Genomic DNA, 11,891 nt, shown 5'->3' on the forward strand with positions numbered 1-11,891 from the left:
TCGGCATGACCGACCCACAGCTGTCCGGCCGGATGGAGCGCATCGAGGCGGAGGCCATCTACCGCCTCGGCGCCGCGGCATCCGGACCGACCCGCACGGCCCTCGGGGTCGCCGCGAACCGTTACGACGACGGCGTCTCCCTTTCCGTGCGGGAGGATCCGAGCCGCTACTGGTCCAAGACGCTCGGCTTCACCGCGCCGGTGAGCGCCGGGACGATCGACCGCGTTCTGGAGTTCTACCGGGAGCAGCGCAATCCCATGGCGATCCTGCAGATCGCGCCGCACCTGCTGCCGCCGGACTGGGACGAGATCCGCGCCGCGCGGGGGATCACGTCGACGTCCCGCCCGTGGCTGAAGCTGTCGGCCCCGGTCGACGCCCTCCGCCCGGACTTCTCGACCGAACTGCGCGTCGCCGCGGTGCCGCCGGCGGACGCACACGAGTGGGCGACCGTGCTGCTGCGCGGGTTCGGCATGGACGCGTCCCTGGTCCCGCTGTTCGCGGCGAGCGCCGGGCACGACGGGTTCCGGCCGTTCGCCGCGTGGGACGGGGCCGAGATGGTGGCCGCCGCGAACGTCTTCACGCTCGGCGACACCGCCGCGCTGTGCGGCGCGTCGACGCTTCCCGCACACCGGGGCCGGGGCGCGCAGACGGCGCTCCTCGCGGCGCGCGCGGCGGCGGCCGCGGAGCGCGGCTGCGACCTGCTGGTCGCCGAGACGTACCAGCCGGGCGCCGACGGGATCAACCCGTCCCTGACGAACCTGCGCCGGCTCGGGCTGAGCGTCTCCTACACCCGCCCGAACTGGCTGTGGCGCCAGGAACCCGACGAGGCCGCACCGACCGCAGCCGAGTGAGCCGACCTCAGGCGGCCGTGAGCCGTCGCAGGGCGGCCCGGGCGGGTGGCCCCCAGCTCGGCTTCCCGCCGGGGCCGGCGTCCTCGGCGATGAGGATGCCACCGACCGCCCGCACCACCGCCCAGCCGCGGGCGCGACGCACGGTGGCGTCGTCCGGACCCGGCCGGTAGGCCGCGAGGAACCGGTCGACGGCGCCGTCCGGCAACAGGAGCCACCCGGCGGAGAGGTCGTAGGCCGGATCGCCCGCGCAGAGGTCACCGAAGTCGATCACGCCGCAGAGCCCGCCGTCGGCGGTGAGAACGTTCGCGGGATGCAGGTCGGCGTGCAGCCACACCGCCGGGCCGGTCCACGCGGGTGCGGCGACCGCGTCCTGCCAGACGGCCCGGACGGCATCGGGATCGGGGACGAGCCCCCGTTCGGCGGCCGCCGCCAGGCCCCGGGCGAATCCGTCGGCTCGTTCGGCCAACGGTCCACCGCGGTCGCGTCCGGCGGGCGCGTCGCCGGGAGCGGGCCGGTGCAGCACCGTCAGGAACGCGCCCAACGCCTCGGCCGCCGCCGCGCCGCGCACGAGCGGAGCGCGGTCGGCGGGTGTGCCCGGGACCCAGGTGGTGACGATCCAGGGACGCGGGAACCGCGCGGACGGTTCGCCGAGCCGCTGCGGGACGGGAACCGGCAGGGGCAGGCGCGGGGCCAGCGACGGCAGCCACGCGTGTTCCTTGCGCAGGAGCGCGTCGGCGGAGTCCGTCGCCCAGGGGAGCCGGACGGCGAGGTCGTTCCCGAGGCGCCACAGTTGGTTGTCCCAGCCGCGGGCGCCCGGCCGGATGGGCCGGTCGGCGAGGTCGGGGTGCTGGTCGCGGAGCAGGTCCCGGACGAGTTCGGCGGTGACGGGTGGGCCGGCGTGGGTCATGCGGAATCCGCCAACTCGTCGGCCTCCGTCTCGGCCGCCTCGGCGTCGGTGCGCAGCCCGATCGCACCGGCGATCTCGGCGAACCGGCGCAGGTGCGTGACGAGTGCCGTCCGGGCGTCGGCGGGATGTTCGGCGGCCCAGCGGCGGGTCTGCTCCAGCGCGGCGCGCTGTGCCTGCAGGGCGGCGCTGCGCTGTCCGCCGGCGTCCCAACGGGCCTCGGCCAGTTCGCCCCAGGCGATCGAGAGTGCGCGGGCGTCGTCGGACGCGTTCAGCCGCTCCAGCCGGGCCTCGACGCGCGTCACGCGGTCGCGGGCGGCGGCCCGGGCGAGTTCGGCGGGCGGGGTGGCTCCCGGGCGGGGCGGGATCCTGCGGCGGTCGCCGGTGAGCACCGCGAACGCGGCGGCCAGGATCCAGCGGCGGCGCTGTCCACGCAGCAGGATCCGGCGCTGCTTCGCGATGGTGACGTCCAGCGGCGGCCGGTGGTCGGGGAGGGCGTGGTGGCGGTGCAGCAGTTCGAGCACCTCGAGGTAAATCCGGCGGCCGGCGGCGTTTCCCCGGGCGCTGGCGGCGACGTTCGGCAGCTCGCGACGGGCGTGCTCGGCCAGTTCCGCGGTGCGGCCGGCGGCGGCGAGCGCCTCGAAGAGCATGACGCCGGCCCGGTACCGGGTGTGCGACCACGGGTGTGCCGCCTCGTGCACGCCGCGCAGCAGCGGCACCGCCTCGTCGGCCCGGCCGTGCCGGAGCAGGAGCGCACAGTGCCGGAAAAGGAGCGGCCGCGCGGGCGGCGTTCCCCCGGAAAGCAGTCGGCCGGTCAGCGCCAACGCCTCGTCGGTGCGGCCGGCGAGGTCCAGGTGCGACGCGACGACCGCGAGGTCCGTCGCGTCGGCCGGATCCGTGGCCCGGTCGCGGTACGCGAGGGCCTCGTCGACGTCGCGGGCCGCTTCGGCCGTGCGGCCCCGCACGTGCAGGCACGCGGCCCGAACGGCGAGCGCCCTGGCCATCGCGGCCGGATACCGTCCGGCGACCGGCCGCAGCAGGTCGACGGCCCGGTCGGCCTCCTGGATCGCCCACGCGTGCTCGCCGATCCGGGAGAACCGCATGGCCGACGCCTCGCGGCGTTGCGCCCGCCGCGTCAGCGGTGACCGCCCCATCGGCCAAGGGTAATGCGTCGAGACGACCCGCCCGTCGCGGTAACGGAGGCGGCCGCTCAGGCGACGAAGCGGGTCCGCCGGCGCCGGTGCAGCACGAACAGGACGGCACCGAGCCCGGTGAGCACGAGGCCCGCGCCGGCCATCAGCGGAATGTCGCTACCGGTCACCGGCAGGCCGGGCGACGCCGGGCGCGACGCGGTCGGGGTGACGACGGCGGTGGGGGAGGCCGACGCGGCGGCCGACGGCGACGGCGACGCCGGACCGGACACCGACGGCGACGGGCTCGGCGTCTCCTGCGCGGTCGGCCGGAACACCAGGTCCAGCCAGTAGTTGTCGTGCCCCGGCGACACCTGGTCGGGGAAACCCGCGCCGCTGTGGTAGAGCGAACCCGCCGGCGGGATGTGCAGCGGCCCCGAGTCGAGGCCCCGCTCGACGAACGTGCCGCGGCTGAGCGAGTAGAAGCCCGCGCCGGTGTGGTACGAGGCGACGTAGTCGGTGTGCGCCTTGATGGCCACCGGCTCGGCGAAGGCGACGGTCTGCCAGCCGGTCGCGGTCTCGTTCTTGAACGTCGCCGTCGCCAGCAGAACGCCGTCGATCGTCCACAGTGAACCGGTGTGCTCGCCGGTGTTTTTGGCGCCCTTGTAGAAACGCAGTTTCGTGATGGTGCCGTCCTCGTCGGACGTGAACCGGAAACCCAAGTCGTACGCGTTGGAATCCTCGAAACTGGCAATTTCGGGTGTGTCCGAATTGGTGAAGAAACTGACCGTCCGGTCGGCCGCCGAAACCGGTGGGGCCGTCAGCGTCAGCGCCGCCACGCAGGCCACCGCGCCGGCTGCACCGGCCACGCGCATTCCCACCCGCAAGCGTCCGCCCATTGTAAGTCCCTTTCACCTTTTCGTGAGCGCGGTAAAGGTAGCCGAAAGAAACGGGTGTGGCTAGACGGGCCAATGAATCGGAAGATAACGCATTCGCATCAGGAAACGAGCAACGTCACTGCTATCGGGGCGTGGTCGGAGGCGGTGGTGGTGCCGACCGACGGTTCGCTCGCGGTGAGCCCGCCGCGCGCGAGTACGTGGTCGATCTCCTCGGTCGGCCGATCGGCCGAGAACGTCCGAAGTGGACGGAACGCGGCCAGCGAATCGCCGTAGCCGTTCTCGGCGAACGCGCGCATCGATTCGTCGCCGGGGTGGATGTTCAGGTCGCCGGCGATGACGGTCGGGCGGTCGCCGCCGAACCGCGTCGCGAACTCGCTGATCTCGCGCACCTGCACCAGCGGCGGCCGGCCGGGAGGCGGCTGGATGTGCGTGGCGACGACGGCGATCTCCCGCCCGCCGACGCGCACCACGACACCCAGCGCCTGGGCGCCGGTCGGTGCGCCGTCCGGGCTCAGGCGCACGGACTCGCGCGCGGCGACCAGCAGGTCGGTCAGGACGGCGTCGCCCCAGACCGGATCGGCGGCCGGCGCGAACGAGTACCGCATGCCGAGCCGCCGCGCGAGGACGGCCAGCGTGTCGTGGCCGCCGTTCAGCAGCCAGGCGCGGTCCACCTCGGAAAGCACCACCACGTCGGGGCGTTCGCGGCGCACCGCGCGGACCACGGCGTCCGGGTCGAACGTGCCGTCGAGCCCGAAGCCCATCCGGATGTTGTAGGCGACCAGGCGCAGCGACCGCGCGTCCGGCCGTTCGACGGGAGCCGGCGGCGATCCGGCCAGGAAGACCAGGATCCCGACGAAGGCGGGCAGCAGCGCGGAGGACCACCTGAGGTCCCGCTCGTCGACGTGATCGCCCTTGCCGGCGAACCGCAGGGCGCGCAGCGCGACGTAGCCGGCGACGGCGACCGGCACCCAGCGATTCGGGTAGCCGATGTCGTAGGCGGCGTAGTAGGCGACCGTGGCGGCGGCGAACAGCAGCATCCCGCCGAGCGCCGCGGTGCCCGTGCGCGCCGCCGGGTGCCGGGTGCCCCACGCGGCGACCGACAGGCAGCGGCCGAGTCCCCAGGCGGCGCAGCAGATCGCGACGACGCGCGCGAGCGGGCCGTATCCGTGCGTGGGCACATACATGTACAGGCCGACGCCGAGGACCAGCAGCACGCCGGCGACGACGCCCGGCTCCGGCAGGAGGTTGTTCAGCCGGGTCGCCCCGCGCCAGAACGCCACGACGGGGACGGCGAACAGCGGCCACAGCCACAGGGAGACCGGTTCGGCGACGCCGGTGCCGCTGACGTCCCGGGGCAGGCCGCCGGCCAGGTAGGACAGTTCCGCGGTGAAGGCCGCGGGGGACAGCAGCGCCATGCCGGTGAGCAGGAACGTCGGCCCGACGAGCGACCAGCCGGGCGCGGCCCCGGACGAGAGGTTCCACGGCGGCCGGAACGCGAACGACAGGAACAGCAGCACCTCGAGCCCGGCGACGGCGGCCGCCCACCAGGTGCCCCGCCACGTGAGGTCGACGGTGCCCAGCAGCAGGTGCTGCACGCCGGCGAGCACCGCCCCGGCCGGCACGGCGGGCACCGGCGCCACGCCGTCAATCGCCTGCGCGGCGAGCCACACCAGCCCGCAGAGCAGGCCGGCCGACGCCACGTACAGCTGCGACTGTCCACCGTGGACGAACGTCAGCGCGAACCGGCACCCGCCCAGCCCGAGCGCCGCGGCCCCCGTCAGCGTGTGCTTTCCCGGCGTCGACAGCCGCCCCCACGCCGGCACCACGGCGAACGGCACCAGGAACCACAGCAGCGCGAAGCCGCCCATGAGTTCGGCCGGCGTGGATCCGGCCGCACCGAAGATCGTGATGACGGACGGCAGCCAGACCCGCAGGACATCGATGAGAACCAGGGTGCCGAGCGCCAGCATGGGTTCGCTCCAGCGCCACTCGCGCTCCATGTCGAGGCTCACGTCCGCGAGGGTACGGCCCGCACGAGCATCCGTCCGGGTGCCGCAAATGCGCCGCACGGCTGTTGACAAGCGCGGGTAGAACGGCATGTGCGGCGGAGGGTATGGTGGGCCCGCATCGGCGTTGATCAGCAGTGATGGGGAGCAGGTTGCCGCAGAGACAGAGTGACCCGGGTCTTCGCCGTGGGCGTTCGCCGTCGGTGCGGCGAGACGTCATCCGGCTGGTGTTCATCCCCGGTCTGGTCGCCCTGGCGCTCTGGTTCGTGGCCTCCGGTTTCCTTGTCTCCCAGGGCTTCTACAACCGGGCCGTCGCGGACTCGGTCCGGACCGTGTCGATCCCGGCCGTTCCCGCGCTGACCTCCGTCCTGATGGAACGGAGGATGAGCGTCGCACTGCTGGCGAAGCCGCAGACGGATCCGGGCGAGCTGAGCGCGCAGCGCCGGCTGACCGATCAGAAGGTCGCCGCGCTGCGCGAGGCGGCCACCGGCGCGTTGGCTCTCGCGCCCGACTCGATCGTGAGCCGCTGGCGGAAGCTCTCCGGCGAGTTGGATCAGCTCCCACGCGTGCGCGGCTCCGTCGACGACCGCTCCGGCACCGGTCAGACGGTGTACGCGTTCTACAACACGCTGCTGGACACGGCGACCGACCTGTTCAACACGCAGGCCCTGGTCGTCCCCGACGTGACGGCGAGTCAGGGCGGCCTCACCGCCGTCGAGGCGTTCCGGATCAGCGACCGGATGACCCGCGCGGCGACGAAGCTCGACGGTGCCTTCGCGGCGGGCGCCTTCGGTGCGGAGGACTACCTCGAGTTCGTGGTGCTGGTGGGCGGCTACCGCACCGCGCTGGCCACCATCTCGCCGCAGCTGCGCCCGGCCGCGCGCGCCGGCTACGACCGGCTCGTCGCGGGCGACGCGTGGCGCGAGCTGGCCGCCGCCGAGAGCGCGATCGTCACGGCCGGCGTGTGGCGCGGCGCCGTCCCGGCGAGCCTGACGGCGCTCCGCGACCGCTGGCAGGAGCTCACCCGCCCCATCTCCGAACAGCTCATCGCCATCACCATCGACCAGGCCGACGAGGTCTCCTCCCGGGCCCTGCGCACCGGCAACCGCCAGCTGCTGGCGGCGTCGCTGGGCAGCGTCGTCGCGCTCTCCGTCACGATCGCGGCGATCGGGTGGGCGATCCGCCGTTCCCGCGAACTGCCGCTGCGGCTGGCGAGGCTCGGCACCGACGCCGCGACCCTGGTGGACCAGCGCCTGCCGACGATGCTGGAGCAGCTGCGCCGGGGCGAGAAGCTCGAGGACGCCACGATCGGCCTGCCGTTGCCGGACTACGGGCGCGACGAGATCGGCCGGATGGCCGCCGTCATCAACAGGTCCCTGCAGGCCGCGTCCGGCGCCGCGATGGACGAGGCGAAGACCAGGGTCGCCGGCACCGCGATGCTGATGGGTATCGCCCGCCGGCCGCAGCGGCCGGTGCAGCGCGGGCTGAAGGTCATCGAGTCGTTGCAGCACCAGGTCGGCGACGAGAACGTCCTGCGGTCGCTGTTCGACCTCAACCACCAGTTGACGCAGACCCGCCGGTTCCTGGAAAACCTGGTGATCCTGGCCGGCGGGCAGATCGGCCGGCGCTTCCGCGACCCGGTGCCGGTGCAGCGGGTGCTGTTGGCGGCGTTCGCGGAATCGCAGCAGTACCAACGCATCTCGCTGCGCCGCGCACCCGACGTGGCGATCGCCGGCCCGTCGGTCGCCGAGACGATCCACCTGCTGGCCGAACTGCTGGACAACGCGGTGACGTTCTCCCGGCCGGACACGACGGTCTGGGTGACGTGCATGGAGGTGTCCCACGGGGTCGCCGTGGAGATTGAGGACGCGGGTGTCGGCATGCTGCCCGACGCGCTGCAACGCGCCAACGGGCTGCTCGCCACCGCTCCCGTGCCGGACGTGCGGGCGCTCAAGGACGGCGCGCAGGTCGGGCTGTACGTGGTGGCCGAGTTGGCTAAGCGCAGTGGCATCACGGTGACGCTGCGACCCTCGGTGTACGGCGGCGTGCAGGCGATCGTCCTGCTGCCCGACCGCCTCGTCACCCCGATCGCCGAGGACGCGCCCACGGCCACGGTCGAACGCACCCCGGTGCCCGCGCCCGCCCCGCGACCCGCCGACGGCGCGGTGCGCCCGGCCGTCGGCATCGCCGCGTCGGAGGCCCCGCCGGAGCTGTCGGTGAACGCGCCCGCGGAGCCGGCGACCGACGGCACCGGCGGCGCGGCACGGGAGACCCGGCCGGCCGAACCCTCCGTTTCACCGGATGCTCTTGAAAACAGTGATCGGCCGGTCCTGCCTCGTCGGGCGCCGCAGCAGCACCTCGTGGCGGCGCTGCGCGACGAGCCGGCGCGGACCGACCCGCCGCCGGCGGCGAACGCCGAGCGGAGCCCCGAGGCGGCCCGGGAGCGCTTCTCCCGCTACCAGCGGGCGATGGCCGCCGGTAAGGCCGCGGGGCGCCAGGAGAACGCAACCGGAGAAGAGGGCGGACCGCAGTGAACAACACGACCTCGTCGAACGACCTGACCTGGATGCTGGACGACCTCGTCACGCTGCCCGGGATCGAGTCCGCGGTCGTCCTGTCCTCCGACGGGCTGATCATCAAGAAGTCCTCGTCGTTGCCGCAGGACATCGCCGACGTGCTCGCGGCCGGCGCCTCCTCGTTGCACAGCATCACCGCCGGCCTGGGCCGGCAGTTCAGGAGCGGGGCGGTCCAGCAGATCGTCGCGGAGTACGACGGGCACACGCTGTTCGTGGCCGCGGCCGGACAGAACGCCCGCCTCGCCGTCCTCTGTGGACAGTCCGTCGACATGGGCACGGTCGCCTACGAGATGGGCCGGCTGGTGACCCGCATCGGCGACTATCTCGGCACCGAGCTACGCCTCCACTGAGGACAGTGGGCGGCCCATGACGGACGACAGCTGGGACGGCGGCGACGAGACGGAGGCCGACCTCGTCCCGTTGTACGTGCTCGTCAACGGCCGCACCGCGCCGCGCAACACCGACCTGGACCTGGCGACCCAGGTGATCGCGCTGCCGGGCGCGCACGTCCGGCTGGAACCTGTGTACCGCCAGTTGGTCGACCTGTGCGCCGACTGGATCTCGGTGGCCGAGATCGGGGCGCACCTGCACCGGCCGCTGACCCTGACGAAGGTGATGGTCGACGTGCTGGTCGAGCAGGGCGTGCTGGGGCTCGGCGCGCCCGCGCAGGACACCGGCGACGACCGGGACCTGTTGCTGGCGGTCCTCGCCGGCCTCGAACGTCTCTAGCGGAAGGGCACGATGAACGGGGAGCGCAGGTCGGCCAAGGTGGTCGTCGCGGGCGGCTTCGGCACCGGGAAGACCACGTTCGTCGGCGCGGTGAGCGAGATCCCGCCGCTGACCACCGAGGAACGGCTCACCGCGGCCGGGGTGGGCGTGGACGACCTGACCGGCCTGGACGAGAAGGGCACCACGACGGTGGCCCTGGACTTCGGCCGCATCACGGTCTCGCCCGAGGTGGTGCTGTACCTGTTCGGCACGCCGGGGCAGGACCGGTTCTGGTTCGTGTGGGACGAACTCGCGCAGGGCGCGATCGGCGCGGTCGTGCTGGCCGACACCCGCCGCCTCGACAGCAGCTTCCCCGCCGTCGATTACTTCGAGCGCCGCAAGGTGCCGTTCGTGGTGGCCGTCAACCGGTTCTTCGGCGAGTGCCGCTACAGCGCCGACGAGATCCGCGCGGCGATGGAACTCCCGCCGGAGGTGCCGCTGACGTTCTGCGACGCGCGGGAACGGGAATCCGCGCGGGATGCGCTGGTCCGCCTCGTGCGGCACGCACTGTCCACAGTGGTCACCTAGCCGACCGGTCGCCGGGAACGGGCGCGCCGGGCGCCGCGCAGGACGCGCACCACGTGCCCGGGCGCCACCATCGCCGTGGCCGGCGCCAGCATGTGCGCCACCTCGATGAACGTCCGGCCCAGCACCGGATCCACCGACGCGGCGATCCGGTACCGGTCGAGATAGCGCGAGAGCACCCGGTCGGCCGTGCCGCGCGCCCCCTCGACCTCGGGGAAGCGCAGGTCGCCGCCGGCCGCCAGCATCCACGCGCCGTCGATGATCTTCGCGGCGCCCCGGTAGAACCGCGCCGGCAGGCCGGCCGTCCCCGCCGGCACCAGCTCCCGCAACAGCTTCGCCTCCATCGCGGCGACCGACATGCCCTGCCCGTACGTCGGGTTGAACCCGCACAGCGCGTCGCCGGTGACGAGGAAGCCCTCGGGATGCCGGGACTGCTTCTCGAAGCGCCGGCGCACGCTCGCCGGATAGCGCATCTTGACGGCGTCCCCGAGCGGTTCCACCTCGGCCAGCAGGTCTGCGACGTCGGGCACCGGAAGCGACTTCGCGAACATCAGCATGCCCTCGGTGTCGGTCGGCGGGTCCTCGCCGACGAGCCCGAAAAGCGTGATGCCCCAACGGTTCCCCTCCTGCCGCATCACGGCGGCACCGCGCGGCATGCCGGGGAACGGCACCACCAGCGCGCCGTGCCGCCCGTCGAACTGCTCCGGGGTGCTGCGGTACTGGCGGGTCACGTAGACGACGTCGGCCTGGAGGCGCTCGGTCCGCGGTTCCGCGAAGCCCAGGTCGGTGAGCCAGCGTAGCGCCCGGGAGCCCGCGCCCGCCGCGTCGACCACCAGTGCGGCGGGCAGGTCGCCGGCGTCGGTGCGCACGCCGGTGACCGCGCCGCCACTGGTCAGCGGCGCCAGCGCCGCGACGCCGGTGCGGATGTCCACATCGGACAGTGCCGCCACGCGCCGCCGGATGAGGTGGTCGAGCAGCGGGCGGGTGGCGCCGATCGCGGTCAGGCCGGAGGGGGCGGGCGCCAGGCGGTGGCCGTCGAGGTAGTAGGTGTCGTCGACCTGCGGGTCGCCGGTGGCGGCGCCGGCGGCGATCAGTTCGGCGGTGAAGCCGGGGAGGAGCTCGTCCAGGACCCGCGCGCCGCCGGCGAGCAGCGCGTGCAGGTGCCGGCCCTGCGGGACGCCCCGGCGCGGCGCCGCCCCGTCGGGCAGGTCGTCGCGCTCCAGGACGGTCACCCGCCGATACGTCCCGCGGAGCGCCCGCGCCGCCAGCAGACCTGCGATGCTCGCGCCGATGACGACCGCGTCGCCGTTCCCCGTCATGGTCATCGATCTTTACAGACCGTTGCGGGGGAACGGGCGCAGGGGACCCGCGGTTCACCCGTGCGTGCGCGGGTCGAGCACCCGTCCCATCACCGCCGCGCTGAGCCGCCGGCTGACGAGGCGGTTCATCAGGACGCCGAGGCGGTTGGTGCGACCGTCGACGACGCTCGGGCCGGGATCGCGCCGTTCGAGATGGGCGAGGGCGGTGGCGACCACGTCGTCGGGCCGGCGCACCTTCCCAGCGGTGAGCACGCCCGCCTCGGGTCCCATGCCGGTCGTGAACTCGGTGGCGGTGGCTCCCGGCGAGACGGCGAACGCGGTGACGCCCGTGCCGCGCAGTTCCGCCCAGAGCGTCTCGGAGAAGCTGAGCACGAACGCCTTGGCGGCGCTGTAGACGGCCATCCGGGGCGACGGGAAGTACGCGGAGGCGCCGGCGAGGTTGATCACGAAGCCGTGGCCGTTGCTCACCAGGTCGGGCAGGAACGCCGCGGTGAGGCGCACCGGTGCGAGCACGTCGAGCGCGATCTCGGCGGCGAGGCGTTCCGGATCGGCGTCGAGGAACGGCGCGAACGAGCCGATCCCCGCATTGTTGATCAGGCCGGTCACGGCGAGGCCCCGGTCGGCGACGGCCTTGCGCAGGTCGTTCCCGGCGGAGGGGAGCGCGAGGTCGAACGGCACCGGCTCGACCCGCACGCCGTACCGGCGGCGCAGCTCGTCCGCGGCCGACTCCAGCCGTGCGGCCCGCCGGGCGACGAGGACCAGGTTCGCGCCGCGCGCCGCCAGGGCGGTGGCGAAAGCGGCGCCGATGCCGGAGCTGGCCCCGGTGACCAGAACGGTGTGCGAGCGGTAGTCCACAGTCATGGAACCGAGTCAACCGGCGCCGCGGGGCGGCCGTCCAAGACCCGATGCGCAC

The 11,891-nt window shown here is 73.8% G+C and carries 11 protein-coding genes; 5 read left to right on the forward strand and 6 right to left on the reverse strand.

What is annotated here, in order from left to right:
- The first annotated feature begins 5 nt into the window (after positions 1-5).
- Positions 6-851 (forward strand): GNAT family N-acetyltransferase, encoded by an 846-nt coding sequence (locus Val02_RS04545; protein WP_203897613.1) that lies wholly within the window; start codon positions 6-8, stop codon positions 849-851.
- Positions 852-858: 7 nt separating this feature from the next.
- On the opposite strand, the gene Val02_RS04550 is transcribed toward Val02_RS04545, so the two are convergent.
- The 4 genes from Val02_RS04550 to Val02_RS04565 form a co-directional block, all read right to left on the reverse strand.
- Positions 859-1,758, reverse strand: coding sequence for an aminoglycoside phosphotransferase family protein (locus tag Val02_RS04550; protein ID WP_203897614.1), 900 nt, complete (start codon positions 1,756-1,758; stop codon positions 859-861).
- Complete coding sequence (locus Val02_RS04555) at positions 1,755-2,909, reverse strand: hypothetical protein (protein ID WP_203897615.1); 1,155 nt, start codon at positions 2,907-2,909, stop codon at positions 1,755-1,757. Before Val02_RS04555 ends, Val02_RS04550 begins: the two co-directional genes overlap by 4 nt.
- Positions 2,910-2,965: 56 nt before the next feature.
- Positions 2,966-3,784: a DUF4082 domain-containing protein gene (locus Val02_RS04560; protein WP_203897616.1), complete on the reverse strand. Its 819-nt coding sequence runs from the start codon at positions 3,782-3,784 to the stop codon at positions 2,966-2,968.
- 98 nt (positions 3,785-3,882) lie between these two features.
- A complete protein-coding gene (locus tag Val02_RS04565; protein ID WP_239152389.1) occupies positions 3,883-5,796 on the reverse strand; it encodes an endonuclease/exonuclease/phosphatase family protein in 1,914 nt (637 codons plus the stop codon).
- Between the two features lie 197 nt (positions 5,797-5,993).
- On the opposite strand from Val02_RS04565, the gene Val02_RS04570 reads away from it, so the two are divergent.
- The 4 genes from Val02_RS04570 to Val02_RS04585 are packed head-to-tail and all read left to right on the forward strand — an operon-like array spanning position 5,994 to position 9,662.
- A complete protein-coding gene (locus tag Val02_RS04570; RefSeq protein ID WP_239152391.1) occupies positions 5,994-8,324 on the forward strand; it encodes a sensor histidine kinase in 2,331 nt (776 codons plus the stop codon).
- Positions 8,321-8,716 carry a roadblock/LC7 domain-containing protein gene (locus Val02_RS04575; RefSeq protein WP_203897617.1) on the forward strand — a complete coding sequence of 132 codons (396 nt, stop codon included), beginning with the start codon at positions 8,321-8,323 and terminating at the stop codon, positions 8,714-8,716. The genes Val02_RS04570 and Val02_RS04575 overlap by 4 nt, the downstream gene beginning before the upstream one ends.
- A gap of 16 nt (positions 8,717-8,732) precedes the next feature.
- Positions 8,733-9,095 (forward strand): DUF742 domain-containing protein, encoded by a 363-nt coding sequence (locus Val02_RS04580; RefSeq protein WP_203897618.1) that lies wholly within the window; start codon positions 8,733-8,735, stop codon positions 9,093-9,095.
- A 12-nt stretch (positions 9,096-9,107) separates the two neighbouring features.
- Entirely contained in the window at positions 9,108-9,662 is a 555-nt protein-coding gene (locus tag Val02_RS04585) for a GTP-binding protein (RefSeq protein ID WP_203897619.1), read from the forward strand.
- Here the strand turns inward: Val02_RS04585 and Val02_RS04590 are convergent.
- The gene (locus Val02_RS04590) at positions 9,659-10,978 is read right to left on the reverse strand and encodes an FAD-dependent oxidoreductase (RefSeq protein ID WP_203897620.1); all 1,320 of its coding nucleotides are present in this window, start codon (positions 10,976-10,978) and stop codon (positions 9,659-9,661) included. The two genes, Val02_RS04585 and Val02_RS04590, sit on opposite strands and share 4 nt — an antisense overlap.
- 54 nt (positions 10,979-11,032) lie before the next feature.
- Positions 11,033-11,839: an SDR family NAD(P)-dependent oxidoreductase gene (locus tag Val02_RS04595; protein ID WP_203897621.1), complete on the reverse strand. Its 807-nt coding sequence runs from the start codon at positions 11,837-11,839 to the stop codon at positions 11,033-11,035.
- Positions 11,840-11,891 lie beyond the last annotated feature (52 nt).

It is taken from the genome of Virgisporangium aliadipatigenens, from assembly GCF_016863615.1.
GTDB classification, from domain to species: domain Bacteria; phylum Actinomycetota; class Actinomycetes; order Mycobacteriales; family Micromonosporaceae; genus Virgisporangium; species Virgisporangium aliadipatigenens.

Bases quoted from the DNA above. Each gene is read 5' to 3' on its own strand.
- Val02_RS04545 (WP_203897613.1), top strand. From the start codon at position 6: ATGACCGACCCACAGCTGTCCGGCCGGATGGAGCGCATCGAGGCGGAG.
- Val02_RS04550 (WP_203897614.1), bottom strand. From the start codon at position 1,758: ATGACCCACGCCGGCCCACCCGTCACCGCCGAACTCGTCCGGGACCTG.
- Val02_RS04555 (WP_203897615.1), bottom strand. From the start codon at position 2,909: ATGGGGCGGTCACCGCTGACGCGGCGGGCGCAACGCCGCGAGGCGTCG.
- Val02_RS04560 (WP_203897616.1), bottom strand. From the start codon at position 3,784: ATGGGCGGACGCTTGCGGGTGGGAATGCGCGTGGCCGGTGCAGCCGGC.
- Val02_RS04580 (WP_203897618.1), top strand. From the start codon at position 8,733: ATGACGGACGACAGCTGGGACGGCGGCGACGAGACGGAGGCCGACCTC.
- Val02_RS04585 (WP_203897619.1), top strand. From the start codon at position 9,108: ATGAACGGGGAGCGCAGGTCGGCCAAGGTGGTCGTCGCGGGCGGCTTC.
- Val02_RS04590 (WP_203897620.1), bottom strand. From the start codon at position 10,978: ATGACGGGGAACGGCGACGCGGTCGTCATCGGCGCGAGCATCGCAGGT.
- Val02_RS04595 (WP_203897621.1), bottom strand. From the start codon at position 11,839: ATGACTGTGGACTACCGCTCGCACACCGTTCTGGTCACCGGGGCCAGC.